Below are 17,298 nucleotides of genomic sequence, written 5' to 3'. Positions count from 1 at the left end.
AGTATGCCCGCTTGCCCGTGGTGACCCCGGCAGGCCTTGTGCCTGCCGCTTGACATTGAAAGAGCGAAAAACTGCATGAGCGCCATCCTGATTCCGCGCCATATCGACCCGGCCTGTCCGCCGGCCACCGCCCGGGTGGTGCGCTTTGCCGGCCACAGCATGGGTACCAGCTGGCAGGTGCTGGTGGCGATTGATGGCGACCTCCCCGATTTTCTGGCCGCCGGCCTGCAGCAGCAGCTGGAAGGCGTGGTGGCCGAGATGAGCCACTGGGAAGCCGGCTCCGACCTGGGCTGCTTCAACCGCGCCGCCGCGGGTAGCTGGCACACGCTGCCGGGCGGCTTTTACACCGTGCTGCACTATGCGCTGCAGGTGGCTGCAGCCAGCGATGGTGCCTACAACCCGGCCGCCGGGGCGCTGGTAAACCGCTGGGGCTTTGGCCCGGCGCCGCGCTACGACGCCCCCGGTTTTGCGCCGCCTTCCGCCGAAGAGGCCGCCGCGCTGCTGGCGCAGTGCCGCTGGCAAGACCTGCAGCTGGATGCGGCCAACCGCCGCGCCCGGCAGCCCGGCGGCGTGCAGCTGGACCTGTCGTCGGTGGCCAAAGGCTTTAGCGTAGACCTGCTGGCGCGCTACCTGCGCCTGTACGGCTACCGGCATTTTCTAGTGGAGGTGGGCGGCGAGCTGCGTGGCGAGGGCATGAAGCCGGACGGCCAACCGTGGTGGGTAGCGCTGGCGCTGCCGGACGATAGCCAGGGCGCAGGGTTGGCCGCACCGCGGCTGGCGCTGCACGGCTTGTCGGTAGCCACCTCGGGTGACTACCTGAAAGTGTTCTGGCACCAGGGCGAGCGCTGCGCGCACACGCTGGACCCGCGTAGCGCCCAGCCGGTACGTGGCGTTGCCTCGGTGACGGTGATCCACCCCGAGTGCATGGCTGCCGACGCGTGGTCTACCGCGCTGACGGTACTGGGCCCGCAGGCAGGCATGGCATTGGCCGAGCAGCAAGGCCTGGCTGCCGCCTTTTTGCTGCGCGATGGCGAGCAGCTACAGGCGCGTTACAGCCGCGCCTTTCTGGACATGATGGAAGAACAATAATGGAACAAGCACGCTTGATCTGGGCCGCCGGCCTGGGGCTGGCTTACGCCGGTGTTTGCGTAGCGGCCTGGCGCCAGTGGCGCCGTAGCCGCCAGGCTGCCACGGTGGCAGCACCGCTGTTGGTGGCCTATGCCGGCCAAAGTGGCCAGGCCGAGGCGGTAGCACAGCAAACCGTGGCCACGCTACAGGCGGCAGGTGTGCAGGTGCAATGCCTGTCGCTGGCGCAGCTGGATATCACCGCGCTGCAGCAGGCCAGCCGTCTGCTGCTGGTGGCCAGCACGGCAGGCGAGGGCGAGCCGCCCGATATGGCGCGCCGTTTTGCGGCCAACCTGGCCCAGCCTGCCGCGCTGGCCGGGCTGCAATACGCCGTGCTGGCGCTGGGCGATCGCCGCTACGCACAGTTCTGCGCCTTTGGCCGCGCGCTGGATAGCTGGCTGGCCGATAGCGGCGCCCAGCCGCTGTACCCGCGTATCGATGTAGACGCGCTGGACGAGGCCGCCCTGGCCGCCTGGCAGCACCAGCTGGCCGAGCTGGCTGGCCTGCAGGATACGGCGCTGGCCGCGCAGCCTTTGTTGCCGGTGCCCGGCCCCTTTGGCCAGTGGCAGCTGGTGGAGCGCCACTGCCTGAACGAAGGTAGCTGCGGTGCGGCCACTTATCACCTGGCGCTGCGCCCGGCCGATGGCGGCGCGCTGCCGTCGTGGCAGTCTGGCGACCTGGTAGAGGTGCAGGTGCCCGCCGAGCCGGGCCGGCCGCGCGAGTATTCCATTGCCTCGATTCCGGCAGACGGCAGCTTGCAGCTGCTGGTGCGCGTGCGGGTGGGCGAGCAAGGGCAGGTGGGCCTGGCCTCGCAGCACCTCACGCAAACCCTGGCGCTGGGCGAGCTGCTGAGCGTGCGCATCCGCCCGCACCGCCGCTTCCGCCTGGCCGACAACGCCACGCGCCCGCTTATCCTCATCGGTAACGGTACCGGCTTGGCCGGGCTGCGCAGCCACCTGCGCGCGCGCCAGCAGTTGGCCGCAGCGCAGCCGGGCTGGCTGCTGTTTGGCGAGCGCCAGAGCACCCACGATTTCTACTATCGCCACGAGCTGCAGGCGCTACAGCAGCAGGGCGTGTTGCAGCACATGGATACCGCTTTCTCGCGCGATCAGCCGCAGCGGCGCTATGTACAGCACGTGCTGGCCGAGCAGGCCGAGCGGCTGCAGCAGTGGGTGGCAGATGGCGCCGCCATTTATGTGTGCGGCAGCCTGGCGGGTATGGCCAGCGGGGTGGATACCGTGCTGCGCCAGGTGCTGGGCGACGCGGTGCTGGACGAGTTGGCCGCCGAAGGCCGCTACTGCCGCGACGTGTACTGACAGCCGGTGATCTTGCCGCCACACCGACACGGCCAGCCTTGTGCTGGCCGTTTTTTATTGGCGGGCTGCTGATGAAAGTGTGAACGATTGTTAACACGTATTGTTGTATAGAAATGATAGTGCTTATCATTGCCGTAATGTAGCCAGCCAGTTGTTTGTAGCCAGTTACGGTGTCATGCAGCAAGCCAGCCAAATCACGCACTCGCCCCATAACAAGGAGTTTTTTTGATGGCTTTCATTTCTAGCCGCAAGCATGGCCAGCAGCCGTGGCGTCCGGGCTCTGCCATGGCGTCTGCCCTGATGCTGGCTTTGCCTGCTGGCGCTGTCTGCGCTGCCGACACCGTTTTGCCCACCGTAAAAGTAGAAGCCGCCCCCGTTGTGCCGGCCTACAAGACCGAAACGTTGTCGTCGCAGAAATACACCGCCCCGCTGCTGGACACCCCCAAGACAATCGCGGTGATTCCCAGCGAGGTGATCGAGCAAAGCGGCGCCGTGTCGCTGGCCGAAGCGCTGCGTGCTACCCCTGGCATCACCATGGGCTCGGGCGAAGGTGGCAACCCGATTGGCGACAATATCTATATCCGCGGCTTCATGTCGCAGAGCGATACCTTTGTGGATGGCGTGCGCGATAGCGGCTCGCAGTCGCGCGAGGTATTCAATCTGGAGCAGGTCGAGGTCAGCAAAGGCCCCGGTTCTGCCTACGGCGGCCGTGGCTCGGCAGGCGGCAGCGTGAACCTGGTCAGCAAGGCACCCAAGCTGGAAGAGTTCACCCGTGGCTCGCTGGGGGTGGGTACCGACGACTACCGTCGTGGCACGCTGGATATCAACCGCACACTGGGCGATACCACGGCGTTTCGCCTGAACGCCATGGCGTATGCCGCCGACGTAGCCGGCCGCGATGCCGTGAACTACAGCCGCTGGGGCATTGCCCCCAGCGTGGGCTTTGGCCTGGGCACGGACACCAGCCTGGTACTGAGCTACTACCACATGCAATCGGACGATCTGCCCGATAGCGGTATCCCGTTCAATAACCCGTTCAGCTCCGGTAGCAATGTTTCCCGCAATGGCGACGGCCAGCCGGTAAGCGTGGACCGCAATACTTTTTACGGCCTGGTCAATCGAGACTTCCACAAGACCGAGGCCGATATTGCCACCATCGATGCCAAACACACCTTTGGCAACGGCATGACGCTGCGCAACGTGATGCGCTACGGCAAAACCACCAACGATTATGTGTGGACGCAGCCGGACGACAGCAAAGGCAATGTGGTGCTGTACGGCAATGTATGGCGCCGTACCAATAGCCGTATTACCGAAACCGAAACGGCCACCAACCAGACCAGCCTGGACGGCAAGATCGAGCTGGCGGGCATCCAGCACAGCTATGTGCTGGGCCTGGAGCTGAGCCGCGAAGAAACCAACCGTGGCAGCTATGTGTTTAGCCCCGGCACCAATAACCTGCTCACCGGCAACACCACCTGCGCTAGCGCCGGTGCCGCCACGGGCTATAACTGCACCACGCTGAACAACCCCAACCCGAACGACCCGTGGGTCTACACCCGCAGCCTGTCGCCGGCGCGCACCAGCGTGGTAACGACCACCCAGTCGCTGTACGGTTTTGATACGGCACAGCTGAACGAGCGCTGGTCGATCAATGGCGGCTTGCGCCTGGACGATTACACCTCCAAGCTGCATACGCCGGCTTATGTGTCGGGTAGCACCGCAACGGCAGCCGTGTCGGCGCGCACCCATAGCCAGTTCTGGAACTACCAGGCTGGCGTGGTGTACAAGCCGGTGGCGCAGGGCAGTGTGTATGCCTCCTACGGTACCGCCAGCACCCCGCCGGGCAATGATGGCGGCGATGGCCTGGATGGCCTGACCACCGCCGTGCAAAACCTGGACCCGCAGGAAAGCCGCAATATCGAGCTGGGTATCAAGTGGGAGTTGTTTGACCGTGCGCTGCAGCTGGCTGGCGCGGTATTTGATACCGACATGAAAAATGCGCGGGTAACGGCCGCAGATGGCACCACGCAAAACGTTGGCCGCAAGCGCGTGAAAGGCTACGAGCTGTCTGCCAGCGGCAATATCGGCAGGGACTGGCAAGTCTTCGCCGGCTATACCCACCTGAACGCCAGAGTGGTGGACAACGGCTTCCTGAACGTGGGTACCACCGCTGCACCGGTGTATGTGGCGTCGCCTTATAACGGCAACTTTTTCCCGACTACACCAGAAGACAGCCTCAGCCTGTGGTCTACCTACACCGTGCTGCCTGGCCTGACCGTAGGCGGCGGGGCGACGTATGTGTCCAAAGTGTACGCCAACGTGAATAACACCAAGTGGGTGCCGTCCTACTGGCGTTATGACGCCATGGCCAGCTACACGCTGAACAAGCATGTTTCGCTGCAGCTGAATATCCAGAACCTCACCGACAAGGTGTATTACAACGCGGTATCGTCGCCGCACTACGCCAACATCGCCCCGGGCCGTTCTGCCACGCTGACAGCCAATTTCATGTACTAAGCCAGGCGCTTTTGCTGTAAGGCCGGTTCATGCGCCTACGCCGCCCACTGCTCGCAGTGGGCGGTTTTTTTATGCGCCAGCGCGCCCGCCGTGCCACGCGGGCCGCGTGGCACGTGTGAAGGTGTTCAGGTGGCGTGCCACTGTCAATGTAGGGCTTGTGTTAATCGTGCATGAAAAGGTGTTGCGAAATATTAATGATATTAGTTATCATTAATGAACTAGCAAACCACACGTAGCCAGCCAGCTGTTAGCCCGTCGCCTCGGGTGTTATCTGCAGTAAGCCAGCAAAACCACTCACGTAATACCGACTGGAGAACCACTTGGCTCACTCTGCATACATCAAGAGCGGCAAGACCCTGGGTCGTCAAGCTGCTGCCATCGCCCTGTTGACCATGCCTGCCCTGGTACTGGCACAAACCGAAGCCACCTTGCCCACCACCAAGGTATCGGCCCCGGAGCAAAGCACCCCGGCCATCAAGAAAACCAAATCGGCTTCGGCAAAGCTGACCCAGCCGCTGGTGGATACCCCGCAAACCGTGACCGTGATCAGCAAGGAAGTGTTGCAGCAACAAGGTGCCGTATCGCTGATGCAGGCGCTGCAGAACACACCGGGTATTACCATGCAGCTGGGCGAAGGTGGTGCTACCAGCGCCGGTGATACGTTCTACATGCGTGGTTTTGCTGCGCAAGCCAGCACGTTTGTGGATGGCGTGCGTGACCTGGGTGCCGTATCGCGTGATGCCTTTAATCTGGAGCAGGTGGAGGTGGTGAAGGGGGCTGCCGGCGCAGACATTGGCCGTGGTGCTACCAGTGGTTATATCAACCTGATCAGCAAAACGGCCAACCTGGAAGACAATATCTCCGGCAGCATCGGTGCCAGCACTGCCGACAACCAGCGCTTCACCCTGGATGCCAACAAAGTCATCGACGACACCACTGCGGTACGTGTAAACCTGCTGCGCCAGCAAGGTGGCGTGGCTGGCCGCAATGTGGTGGAAAAAAACACCGACGGCGTAGCGCTGTCGTTGGCTACCGGTCTGGGCACCAATACTGTGTTCAGCCTGAACCTGCAGCACGTCAAGCAAGACAATATTCCTGATGGTGGTGCCTCCGCGCTGGGTCTGGCGGGCTATACCAATACCGGTCTGGCGGGCCGCACTGCTGCCGAAGCGAACAGTGAAAACTTCTACGGCCTGAACAGCGACTACGAAGATGTTACGGCAGATATGCTGACCGGCAAGCTGGAGCACACGTTTGCCAACGGCAATAAGCTCACCAATGTCACCCGCTTCGGCAAATCCAATGTCGACCGCATCTTGACCGCACCGGGTGGGGCAACCATCGGTGCAGGTGATGCCTCCACGTGGACGGTAAGCCGTTCTCGCCAAAGCTTGCTGCAAGAAAACACCATTCTGGCTAACCAGACCAACCTGCAAAGCCAGTTCAAGACCGGCAGCATCGAGCACGACCTGCTGGTGGGTGTGGAGCTGATGCATGAGTCGCAAGAAACCCGTACCCGCAGTGGCCTGGGTACCGTCGCTGCAGCCAATGCCTATAACCCGAACCCCAACGATGCCGTGACCGGCTTTGCCCCGTACCTGACCGGGGCAAAGAGCGCGGGCGCCACCAATACCGTTGCGTTGTATGGTTTTGACACCCTGAAGCTGAACGAGCAGTGGCAGCTGAGCGGTGGCCTGCGCTTCGAGCACTACAACACCGAAACCAATAACGTGGCGCTGTCCACCGCTACCAGCCACCCGACGCTGCCAGTAGGGACGCTGGTGCCTACCGATCTGCAAAAATCCGGCAATCTGCTGGGTGGCAAGGTTGGTGTGCTGTTCAAGCCAGCGACCAATGGCAGCATTTACCTGTCCTACGCTACCTCGCAAAAACCGGCCGGTGGCGACAACTTCCAGCTGTCCAGCTCGACGACCAGCACCAGCAATACTGCGCTGGACCCGCAAGAAACCGACAACCTGGAGCTGGGTACCAAGTGGGACCTGCTGGACAACAAACTGGGCCTGACCGCTGCGCTGTACCAGACCACCAACAAGAACGAGCTGGCCAAGCTGGACACCGTCACTAACAGCTATGTGCAGTACGGCAAGCGTGAAGTGAAGGGTGTGGAGCTGGGCCTGGTGGGTAACATTACCCCGGCATGGCAAGTGACCGCCGGTGTGGCGCATATGGAAACCGAAGTTGTCGAGGCGGCTACTACCGCTGGTATCGGCATCAGTTCCGACTGGTCGCCCAAGCTGAGCGCCACGCTGTGGACCAGCTACAAGGTCAATAATGACCTGACCATCGGTGGTGGTGCGCGTTACACCGGTAAGTACAAGAACAACAAGACCGTGACCAGTGGTGCTATCGCCGGTGTGCCGGACTATGTTGTGGTGGACGCCATGGCCAGCTACAAGCTCAACAAGCACACCAGCCTGCAGCTGAACGTGTACAACCTGCTGGACGAGAAGTACATGACCAGCCTGAACAACAACCGTAACCGCTACACCCCGAGTGCCCCACGTACCGCTAACCTGACCGCCAACTTCACCTACTAAGCTGAAGCCGGTCTGAACCGCGCAGGCATGGCAGCCATCCGCTGCCATGCCTGTTGCCGATAACAGAACCAATACGTTTTACCCGTCATTCAGGGCGATAACATGCATTCCACCCCCGTAAACCATGCTGCCGCACAGCGGGTGCAGGAGACTGCGCTGCCTGCCGAGCTGGTAGACATCATCAGCAGCGATAGCCTGTTTGCCCAGCGCAAGGCATTGCTGATCGAACATAACGGCCAGCAATACCGGCTGCAGATTACCAAGCAGAACAAACTCATCCTGACCAAATAAGGGTGGCCGGCGGGTTCTGCTGCCGTGCGCCTGGCCTGGCGGTGCTGTCGGCCAGCGGTGTGGCCGGGGCTTGCCAAGCCGGCGGCTTGCCGGTAAAAAAGCCCACCTTCATCTGACGAAAGCCACCTTTTATGGACAGCAACGCCATCCAGCAAGCCGCCATTACCCTGGCATCGCGCCGCCTGGCCGGGCAGCCGGGCCCGCTGTTGGCCGCAGCACACGCGCCGGCCACCTTGCAAGACGCGCTGGCCATCCAGCAGGCCGTAAGCAATCTGCTGGGCAATGGCATTGGTGGCTGGAAGTGCGGCATGCCGTCGGACGAGCGGCTGGTGCTGGCACCCATTTACGCCAGCACCATCAGCCACGGCGATACCTGCCAGGCGTGGGTGCGGGATGGCGTGGTGCGCGTGGAGCCGGAGCTGGCGTTTGTGTTTGCCGAGGGGCTGCCGCCGCGCGCCACGGCGTATAGCAGGGAAGAGATACTGGCTGCCGTCAGCAGTGTGCACCTGGCGCTGGAGCTGATCGACAGCCGTTTTGACGCCGAGACCAAGCCGCCGTTTTTACAGGCGCTGGCCGATGGTCTGGTGAACCAGGGTTTGCACCTGGGGCCAGCCGTACCGTTGGCCGCCGCGCTGGCCGCGTCGAGCCTGCCTGTGCGGGTGCAGCAGGGCGAGCGCGACGCGCTGCTGGCTGGCGTGCACCCGGCTGGCGACCCGCTGGCGCCACTGCTGTGGCTGGTAGGCCATCTGCAGCAGCAAGGGCAGGGCATGCTGCCGGGGCAGGCGGTGATTACCGGCTCTTACGCTGGTGTTGTCCAGCTGCAGCCGGGCCAGCAGGCTACGCTGGGCTTTGGCGAGCTGGGGCAGCTGATGGTGAGCTGCCAGCCACGCTAGCGGGGTAGGGGCGGCCCGCCTGATAAGGTTGGCCGCAAGGGCATGCTATAGAGTGGTACCAATGTGGTAATAAATGCTTGACACAAATGAACGAGTGATGTTCAATTGCGATCAAGTTTTTGATTTAACGCCGATTTGACACAGCTTGCGGGCGTAAAACAGCTAAAGCGTGGGGGTAGTGCCAGCCACTGCCACCAGAATTTTCGATAGTGAAAATTCCCCAGCTTAAAGCCCGCCAGCGACCACCCGGCGGGCTTTTTTGCTTTGGAGTTCACATGATTCACCTGAAAAACGTACACAAGCGCTTCCAGAAGCCGGAAGGCGGCTGGTTTGATGCAGTACGTGATACCAGCCTGCATATCCGTGCCGGCGAGATTTTTGGCCTGATCGGGTTTTCCGGCGCGGGTAAATCCACGCTGCTGCGCCTGATCAACCTGCTGGAGCGCCCCGATAGCGGCAGCGTTACCGTAGATGGCCAGCAGCTCACCGCGCTGTCTGCCAGCGCGCTGCGCCGTGCCCGCCAGAATATCGGCATGGTGTTTCAGCAATTCAACCTGATGGCCAACCGCACCGTGGCCGACAACATTGCCTTTCCGCTGGAAATTGCCGGCTGGCAGCAGGCCGATATCGACGCCCGCGTGGCCGAGTGTCTGGACATTGTCGGCCTGACCGACCGTGCCCAGCACTACCCGGCGCAGCTGTCCGGCGGCCAGAAGCAGCGCGTGGGCATTGCCCGTGCGCTGGCACCGCGCCCGCACGTGATCCTGGCCGACGAGCCCACCTCGGCGCTGGACCCGAAAACCACCCAGTCCATTCTGGATTGTCTGCAAGACATCAACACCCGCTTTGGCGTGACCGTGGTCATCGTGACCCACGAGATGCACGTGATCCGCTCCATCTGCCACCGTGCCGCCCTGCTGGACGCTGGCGAAGTGGTGGAAATCCTGACCGTGCAAGACAAGCAGGTCAGCGCGCAGTCTGCCCTGGCCAAATCCCTGCTGGAGGTAGCGTAAATGGAAGAGCTGACTTTGGCACAGGCGCTGGCCAACCTGTCCGACCTGGCGCCGGAAATCTGGCAAGCCAGCCTGGAAACCGGCCTGATGCTGGCTATCGGCCTGACCGCCGCCATCCTGCTGGGTGGCCCGCTGGGCGTGCTGCTGTACCTGACGCAGCCGGGCCAGCTGTTTGCCCACCGCACGGTGAATGGCGTGCTGGGCTGGCTGGTGAACCTGGTGCGTTCCTTCCCCTTCATCATCCTGATGGTGTCGCTGGTGCCGCTGACCCGCGTGCTGGTGGGCTCCACCATTGGCCCTATCGCCGCTGCGGTGCCGCTGTCGTTTGCCGCCATTCCGTATTTTGCCCGCCTGGTAGAGCAAACCCTGCGCGAGATCCCGCGCGGCGTGGTAGAGGCGGCCGAAGCCATGGGCGCCAGCCCGGCGCAGATCATCGTGAAAGTACTGATTAACGAAGCGCGTGCCGGCCTGATTTCCAGCCTCACCATCCTCACTATCAGTTTTCTGAGCTACTCGGCCGTGGCCGGTGTGGTGGGTGGCGGCGGTATTGGCGATTTGGCCATCCGCTACGGCTACTACCGCTTCCAGAGCGAAGTGATGATCGCCATGGTGCTGCTGCTGGTGGTGATCGTGCAGCTGATCCAGTTTGCCGGTAACCGCCTGGCGGCCCGCCTCGATAAACGTTAACCCCGATCAAGACAAAGAGATCCCTCTCACAAGGAGCATAAAAATGCGTCGTTTTGCCCTCAAGACACTGGCGGTTGCCACCCTCGGTCTGGCCTTTGCGGCCAACGTACACGCCGCTGACCCGGCCAAAAAAGAAATCGTGTTCGGTACCACCGTGGGCGACTTTGGCGACCAGGTAAAGCAGGCCATCAAGCCGATCCTGGAGAAAAAAGGCTACACCGTAAAACTGGTGGAGTTCACCGACTACGTGCGCCCGAACCTGGCGCTGCAGGAAGGCTCGCTGGATGTAAACGTATTCCAGCACAAGCCGTACCTGGATAACTTTGCCAAAGAACACAAGCTGAGCCTGAAAGAAGTGTTCCAGGTGCCTACCGCGCCGCTGGGCGTGTACCCGGGCAAGCTGAAAGCACTGAAAGACGTGAAAGAGGGCAGCACCGTATCCGCCCCGAACGACCCGTCCAACTTTGCCCGCGCCCTGGTGATGTTCAACGACCTGGGCTGGGTAAAGCTGAAAAAAGGCATCAACCCGCTGACCGCTTCCGAGCGTGACATCGAAGTGAACGTGAAGAAGATCAAGATCGTGCCGCTGGAAGCTGCCCAGCTGCCACGCTCGCGCGCGGACGTGGACTTTGCCGTGGTAAACGGCAACTACGCCATCTCGTCCGGCATCAAGCTGACCGAGGCCGTATTCCAGGAAAAGAGCTACGCCTACGTCAACTGGGGCGTGATCAAGGCGGCTGACGTGAACAAGCCATGGGCCAAAGACGTGATTGCGGCCTACAAATCGAAAGAATTCCGCGCCTGGGCCCAGCCTAAGTACCCTGGCTACAAATTCCCGGCAGACTGGAAATAAGCGTTTTACCCGTGCTGCCTGGCGGCACGGCACCTTTTCCTTGAAAACTCCTGGCATTCAAGGCTTCTACAGCGGACTTCGGTCCGCTTTTTTTATGCCTGCGGCCGGGCACTGGCCTTTTTTTGGTATCTGATTGGTATTTTAAATGGCGGTGGCATCAGCGCAATGGCAGGCGGTGGCGGGTTTTGTGATTTTTTAGCATTAAGGTGATTCACTTTGTACGTTTTGCTTAAAGCAATGTAGCAGTATTGCCCCTATTTCAATACAATTGGCTAACTAAAAAATCCGGCTTTCTTGCCCGCAGCGGGCCGCCGGCATACCGATACATAGCAAGGGTGGCACACTTTGGATATCTGCAAGAAACCCCTGAGAATTCTGACTCTGGCCCTGATGTTGTCGGGTCTGACACCCGCCATGGCAGCCGGTTTAGCCCATGTCAGCATCAAGGCCGAAGGCCAGGCTTTGCGCCTGCAGCTGGACGTACCTGCCGGCACCTTGCATAGCGGCCTGCAAATCCAGGACAGCACCGAAGTCGTGTTGCTGCTGAAAGATATCGATGCTGCAGCGCTGAATGCCAGCCTGGCCAAGCTCAGTGCCCATCCCTTCATCAAACGTATCGATACCCTGCTGCCTAGCCAGGGCCTGACGCCGCTGCGTATCGAGTTTGCGCGCCCGGTAAAGGTGCTGGACGAAAAACTGGTTTCTACGCTGGACAAGCGCTCGCGCTGGGAAATGGTCTTTGCGCCAGACGCCAAGCGTGTGCTGCCCCCCAAGCCGGCGCTGGAGCAAATGCTGGTGGTGAACCGTGAAGGGCGTGCCGACCTGCGCCTGATCGGCTCGGCCACGCTGGAAGCCGCCATGTCGTTTGATTCGGATGGCCGCCAGGTGGTGTTCGAGCTGGCCGGTATCAGCCGTAAAAGCCTGGAGCGCGTGATTGCCGCTACCGACTTGGCGCGCAACCCCTTGCTGAAGAAAATGTCGGCGCTGGATGGCGAAAACGGCGGTAGCCGCCTGCTGGTGCAGCTGGCCGCCGACGCCGACGTGGTCGCAGGTGACGGTGTAGTGAGCGCGGGCAAGGGCGAGATCCTGGTGTCGTTTGTGCCGGATGCCCCGGTGGGCGAGCAGGCCGCCAGCATGTCGGCCATGCAAGTCGCCGAATCGGCCGGTGCGCTGTCGGTGTTTGCCGACAACCTGGATGGCCGCCGCTACAGCGCCTTTACCCTGGACAAGCCACCGCGCCTGGTGGTGGATGTGCTGGGCGCGCGCGCCGAAGACATCAAGCCGCTGCTGCCCCGTATCAGCAGCCAGAGCGATACCCTGCGCGGTGTGCGCCTGGAAGAAACCCGCCTGGGCTCGGCCCGGGTGATCTTTGATTTGCAGCGCCCGCAGTCCCTGCTGGCGTCCGGCCTGCAAACGCAAGGCAACCGCTGGATTGTGTCACTCAATGGCAAAGGCCACGTCCCGGGCGACCACGGTGCGAATGCGCTGGCGGCGTTTGCCGGCGAGCCGGTATCGCTGGAGCTGCGCCAGCGCCAGGATGCTGCCGACCTGCAGCGCCCCAAAATGCTGATCAAGCCGGTTGTGCTGTCGGGCCAGGCCAGCCAGCCCCGTGCGGCCAACCCTGCACTGGTGCAGTCCGGCCTGCCATCGCTGTTTGAGCGCGCGCTGGAAAACGACCCGAAATACCTGACCGCCAAAACCGATTTCCTGATCTCGGCCGAAGCCGTGCCGCAAGCACGTGCCGCCTTGCTGCCTACCGCGGTGATCGATGTCAGCCGCTCGATGGCGCACCAGAAAATTACCGAAGCGCCCAATAAAGCCTTCCCGACCGGCAGTACCTCCTACCCGTCCAGCAGCTGGTCGCTCACCATCAGCCAGCCGGTGCTGAAAATGCCCGCCATCGTCAAGCTGGACCAAGCCGGGCTGGCGGTAGAACAGGCCAAGCTGAACGTGGTGGCCGCAGAGCAAGACCTGCTGCTGCGTACCGCCTCCAGCTACCTGAGCCTGTTGGCCGCACTGGATGGCGTGGAGCTGTCCAGCGCCGAGCGCGAAGCCACGCAAAAGCAGTACGAGCTGGCCAAGTCCCGCCTGGATAACGGCCTGGGCACCATCGCCCAGGTGCACGATACCGAGTCGCGCTACAGCCTGTCGCGCGCCCGCGAAATCGAAGCCCGCAACCGCCTGCAGGACGCCCGTAGCGCACTGAAGGAAATCGTAGGGAGCGATGTCGCCGCCTTGCTACCCTTCAAAGCCCATTTCGACCCTGCCATGCCGCAGCCAGCCAGCCCGGAAGCCTGGGTAGACGCTGCGGTAAGCCAGAATATTGCGCTGCAGTCGCGCAAGCTGGCCGAGCAGATTGCCGCGCTAGAGATCCAGCGCCAGAAGGGCGGCTACTACCCCACGCTGGCCCTGGTGGGCACCGCCAATGGGCAGGCGAGCAAGGGCTCGTTCTACGGTGGCGGCCAGAAGCAGCAAAACACCGAGCTGGCGCTGAAGCTCAGCATGCCGGCTTTTGAAGGCGGCATGACCAGCTCGCTGGTGCGCGAGGCCGGTGTGCGCCTGGAAAAAGCCATGCTGGAGCGCGAGCAGGAAGAGCGTAAAACCGAGCGCGCCGCCCGCGCCGCCTACCAAAGCGTAGAAACCAGCGCCTCGATGCTGGAAGCCCTGCGCAAGGCGGTTATTGCCCAGGACAGCGCCCTGCAAACCCGTCAGGAAGGCTACAAAGCCGGCGTGGCCAGTGTGGTTGCCGTGGCCGACGCCTACCGGCTGTATTACTCCGCCCGCCGCGACTACCTGCAAGCCCGATACGACTATCTGGTGAACCGCCTCAAGCTGAAACAGGCTGTAGGCGCGCTGAGCCGCGATGATCTTGTCGATCTTGCCGATCTGATGCAGTAAGCCGCAACGCGGCGTAAAAACGATAAAAAACAAAAACCTGCCAGCCCTCACCCGGCTGGCATTGCAGCACTTGCTGGAGCCACAACATGAGCCGTCAACCGAAGAAAAAACCGCACACTGGCCGTAATCCCGCCCTGTGGATTCGTTCCTTGCTGAAAGTCCCTTCGGGTGGGCGGGCTCGCCAGGTTGGCCGCCAGCCAAGCCTGTTTGTCGAGCAGGTAGAGCCAAGGCTGTTGTTGTCGGCTGATGGTCTGGTGCTGCCGCCTACGCCGCAGCAGCAAAACCACGAAGCCATCGTAGTGCCGCAAGACCTGCTGCTGGGCCAGTTTGCCGGCAGCCTGGCCGGCCAGCACGCCGCGCTGCGCCAGGCGGTAAACGAGGTAGTGTTTGTCGACCCCGCCGTGCAGGACTACGAGCAGCTGCTGGCGCAAGTGGTGTCGCGCCCGGATGAAGGCCGCGCCCCGGGCCAGCTGGAAGTGGTGGTGCTGGACGCCAGCCGCGACGGCCTGGAACAAATGAGCGGCTGGCTGCGCCAGTACCAGGGCATACGCGCCGTACACGTGATTTCCCACGGTAGCGAGGCCTCGCTGCAGCTGGGCAGCAGCGTGCTGGACGACATGAACCTGGCCGAACGCGCCGACACGCTGCTGGGCTGGCGCAGTGCGCTGGCCAGTGGTGCCGACGTGCTGCTGTATGGCTGCGATGTGGCCAAAGGCAGCCGGGGTGCCGCGTTTGTCGAGGCCCTGTCGCGCGTCGTGGGTGCCGATGTGGCCGCGTCCGACGACCGTACCGGCAACCTGGCACAGGGCGCCGACTGGCTGCTGGAAATGGCCACCGGCCAGCTGCAAGTACAGCCGCTGTTCGCCATGAGCACGCTGGACTACCTGGGCGTACTGGCCAGCCACCCGGTGGCCAATGGCCTGCCGGATAGCAGCCTGACCGTACAGAATGGCGACACGGTAGACCTGAGCCAGGTCGCGGGTGACCTGGTGGTAACGGCTAGCCAGAGCGGCCTCACCGTGCGCTATGCCGACCCCACGCGGCTGGGCACCCTCACCATTACCGGCGGTGCCGGCCTGCACCTGATCGGCGGGCAGGGCACTAACCGCTTTGTGATCGAAGACGCCAGCCGTATCGCCAGCCTCACCGCCGGCCAGGACGCGCAGGACCGTGTAGAGCTGCAAGGCCTGGCAGGCCTGAGCAAAGACGGCAGCGGCAAGACTGTCGTCAGCATGGGTGGCAACACCTTTACCGTGGACAAGGTCGAGCAGTTCAGCGGGGATATCTCGCTGGGTGCCTCGGCCCAGTCGGCACTGGGCCAGGCCATGGATAAATGGAATGCCGCTGCCGCCCAGCTGGTGAACCTGCCGCAGCTGCAAAACAAAGTACCGCTGCTGGACAAAACCCTGGGCGAGCTGTTGGGCAGCGCCCTGTCCGCCACGCCGGGCGTGCTGGGTAATCTGGATAAGGTGCTGGGCTTTGATAAAGCCGCCGCCGCCATTGCCGCCGCCACCAATCTGGGTAGCCTGGCCAGCGCCTTGCAAGACGAAATCAATAGCGGCGTGGCCGGTAGCCCGTTTACCGTGAGTGCGCTACTGGCGGGCGACTGGAGCGAGCTGCGCCTTAGCCTGCAATTTGACGCCAGCCGCACGCTGACCGTTAGCCCCGTGCTGTCGCAGGACATCAGCCAGAAGTTGGCCGCAGCCGGCTTTGCCATTGACGCGCTGTCCGAGCTGGACGCCGTACTGGGCCTGCGTGGCCAGGTGGATATCGGCTTGAATCTGGCCGGCCTGACTGGCCTGGATGGCACTTTGGCCAACGCCGCCTTCCTGCGCGTGGCCCCGCTGGTGGTGGGGCTGGACCTGGCCGCGCGCAATGTCAGCGCCACCGTTGGCCTGTCGCGCCAGGTGTTTGGGAGCGGGGCGGCCGCCGTATCGGTCAACAATGGCAGCATCGACCTGAGCTGCCGCGCCGAGCTGCGTTTTGCCGAAGGCTTCTGCGACGAACAAGGCCGCCTGCCGCTGGCCAAGCTGACGAGCGAGGTCATCGCCAGCGGCTTTGCGGTGAATGCCACCGGCAGCCTTAACGCCACGCTGCCGCTGAACGCCACGCTGGGCAATTTCAACCTGTCGGCTTACGGCACCCCCACGCTGATTCTGGAAACCGACGAGCTGTTCCGCGTCGCCAGCGGCGAGAAAATCAGTGTGACCAGCCCGGCGGTATCGCTGGATGTCTCGCTGAGTGCCGAGCTGCAGCAGTCCATTCTGGACATGCTCGGCGGTGCCAAAGAGCTGGGCGAAAAGCTGCCGTTTGGCCTGTTCGACCAGGAAATCCCCGGCGTGGGCAAGTCGCTGGCGCAGCTGCTGAACGACAGCAACGACAAAGCCGCCGCGGGTATTGGTGGCGTATTCAACCTGAAAGACGCCGCCAAAACCTATTTTGACGGTTTCAGCGGCGGCAGCCTGCCTAGCATCCGCGGCCTGGTGGCCAGCCTGTCGGCTACCTTGAGCAATGCCTTCAAGAAAGCCTTTGATGCCACCCAGTTCAACTGGTCTGGCAAGAGCCTGAGCGGCTTCGACTTTGCCGCTTTTGCCAGCGGCAAAGGCCTGAGTCTGGATTTCCTGCGCGGCATGAACTTTAGCGGTGCCGACCTGCGCGGTGCGCGTTTTGATGGCCTGGACCTGAGCGGTATCAACTTTAGCGGTGCCCGCCTGAACGGCGCCAGCTTTAGCCTGGCCACCCTGCGCGGCGTGAATTTCAGCGGTGCCTGGCTGGACGGCGTGAGCTTTGCCGGCCTGGACCTGCGCGGGGTGAACTTTGCCGGTGCCAGCATTGCCGGGGTGAATTTCACCGGCGCGGCGGCCTTTGGCGTGAACTGGGCGGGCGTACGCTTCCCGCAGCTTAAGCTGCCGGATGTCACCAACCTGATCAGCGATATCAATCTGGGCAGCCTGTTTGGTGCCAACAGTGGCTGGAAACAGCTGCAGTGGGGGCTGGACCTGTCCGCGCTGAAGCTGGACTGGTCACGCTTTGACTTGTCCGGTATCGACTTTTCCGGCGTCAACCTGTCCGGCTTCAAGCTGGCCGGCGCCAACCTGCGCGGCGTAACGTTTGACGGCGCCAACCTGTCCGGCGTAGACCTGA

Annotated in this window: 11 protein-coding genes (1 of these 11 running past the window's edge); all 11 read left to right on the top strand. The window is 62.6% G+C overall.

Features of this window, described 5'->3' with window-relative positions; translation table 11 throughout:
* Positions 1–75 precede the first annotated feature (75 nt).
* A complete protein-coding gene (locus tag FLQ44_RS07110; protein WP_147693801.1) occupies positions 76–1,089 on the top strand; it encodes an FAD:protein FMN transferase in 1,014 nt (337 codons plus the stop codon).
* The gene (locus tag FLQ44_RS07105; protein ID WP_147693799.1) at positions 1,089–2,441 is read left to right on the top strand and encodes a sulfite reductase subunit alpha; all 1,353 of its coding nucleotides are present in this window, start codon (positions 1,089–1,091) and stop codon (positions 2,439–2,441) included. Before FLQ44_RS07110 ends, FLQ44_RS07105 begins: the two co-directional genes overlap by 1 nt.
* Positions 2,442–2,669: 228 nt before the next feature.
* The gene (locus FLQ44_RS07100; protein ID WP_147693798.1) at positions 2,670–4,961 is read left to right on the top strand and encodes a TonB-dependent receptor; all 2,292 of its coding nucleotides are present in this window, start codon (positions 2,670–2,672) and stop codon (positions 4,959–4,961) included.
* Positions 4,962–5,281: 320 nt separating this feature from the next.
* The gene (locus tag FLQ44_RS07095; protein ID WP_206208718.1) at positions 5,282–7,519 is read left to right on the top strand and encodes a catecholate siderophore receptor Fiu; all 2,238 of its coding nucleotides are present in this window, start codon (positions 5,282–5,284) and stop codon (positions 7,517–7,519) included.
* A gap of 102 nt (positions 7,520–7,621) precedes the next feature.
* Positions 7,622–7,810 (top strand): hemin uptake protein HemP, encoded by a 189-nt coding sequence (hemP, locus tag FLQ44_RS07090; RefSeq protein WP_147693795.1) that lies wholly within the window; start codon positions 7,622–7,624, stop codon positions 7,808–7,810.
* A 131-nt stretch (positions 7,811–7,941) separates the two neighbouring features.
* Entirely contained in the window at positions 7,942–8,703 is a 762-nt protein-coding gene (locus FLQ44_RS07085; protein ID WP_147693793.1) for a fumarylacetoacetate hydrolase family protein, read from the top strand.
* Between the two features lie 275 nt (positions 8,704–8,978).
* Positions 8,979–9,716 carry a methionine ABC transporter ATP-binding protein gene (locus FLQ44_RS07080; protein WP_147693791.1) on the top strand — a complete coding sequence of 246 codons (738 nt, stop codon included), beginning with the start codon at positions 8,979–8,981 and terminating at the stop codon, positions 9,714–9,716.
* On the top strand, positions 9,717–10,403 hold the full coding sequence (locus tag FLQ44_RS07075) for a methionine ABC transporter permease (RefSeq protein ID WP_147693789.1): 687 nt from the start codon (positions 9,717–9,719) through the stop codon (positions 10,401–10,403).
* A gap of 43 nt (positions 10,404–10,446) precedes the next feature.
* On the top strand, positions 10,447–11,256 hold the full coding sequence (locus FLQ44_RS07070; RefSeq protein WP_147693787.1) for a MetQ/NlpA family ABC transporter substrate-binding protein: 810 nt from the start codon (positions 10,447–10,449) through the stop codon (positions 11,254–11,256).
* Positions 11,257–11,670: 414 nt separating this feature from the next.
* Entirely contained in the window at positions 11,671–14,154 is a 2,484-nt protein-coding gene (locus tag FLQ44_RS07065) for a TolC family outer membrane protein (RefSeq protein ID WP_170252864.1), read from the top strand.
* Between the two features lie 86 nt (positions 14,155–14,240).
* A protein-coding gene (locus FLQ44_RS07060; protein ID WP_147693783.1) for a VCBS domain-containing protein crosses the window boundary here: on the top strand, positions 14,241–17,298 show its 5' portion. Its footprint extends 26,255 nt past the window's final position; the window shows 3,058 of its 29,313 coding nt (coding positions 1–3,058); the start codon lies at positions 14,241–14,243; the stop codon falls past the right edge of the window.

The sequence above is a fragment of the Vogesella mureinivorans genome (assembly GCF_007644035.1).
Classification (GTDB): Bacteria; Pseudomonadota; Gammaproteobacteria; order Burkholderiales; family Chromobacteriaceae; genus Vogesella; species Vogesella mureinivorans.
This window is presented reverse-complemented; position numbering and strand designations above follow the sequence as displayed.

Bases quoted from the DNA above. Each gene is read 5' to 3' on its own strand.
- FLQ44_RS07110 (WP_147693801.1), top strand. From the start codon at position 76: ATGAGCGCCATCCTGATTCCGCGCCATATCGACCCGGCCTGTCCGCCG.
- FLQ44_RS07105 (WP_147693799.1), top strand. From the start codon at position 1,089: ATGGAACAAGCACGCTTGATCTGGGCCGCCGGCCTGGGGCTGGCTTAC.
- FLQ44_RS07100 (WP_147693798.1), top strand. From the start codon at position 2,670: ATGGCTTTCATTTCTAGCCGCAAGCATGGCCAGCAGCCGTGGCGTCCG.
- hemP (WP_147693795.1), top strand. From the start codon at position 7,622: ATGCATTCCACCCCCGTAAACCATGCTGCCGCACAGCGGGTGCAGGAG.
- FLQ44_RS07085 (WP_147693793.1), top strand. From the start codon at position 7,942: ATGGACAGCAACGCCATCCAGCAAGCCGCCATTACCCTGGCATCGCGC.
- FLQ44_RS07080 (WP_147693791.1), top strand. From the start codon at position 8,979: ATGATTCACCTGAAAAACGTACACAAGCGCTTCCAGAAGCCGGAAGGC.
- FLQ44_RS07075 (WP_147693789.1), top strand. From the start codon at position 9,717: ATGGAAGAGCTGACTTTGGCACAGGCGCTGGCCAACCTGTCCGACCTG.
- FLQ44_RS07070 (WP_147693787.1), top strand. From the start codon at position 10,447: ATGCGTCGTTTTGCCCTCAAGACACTGGCGGTTGCCACCCTCGGTCTG.
- FLQ44_RS07065 (WP_170252864.1), top strand. From the start codon at position 11,671: ATGGCAGCCGGTTTAGCCCATGTCAGCATCAAGGCCGAAGGCCAGGCT.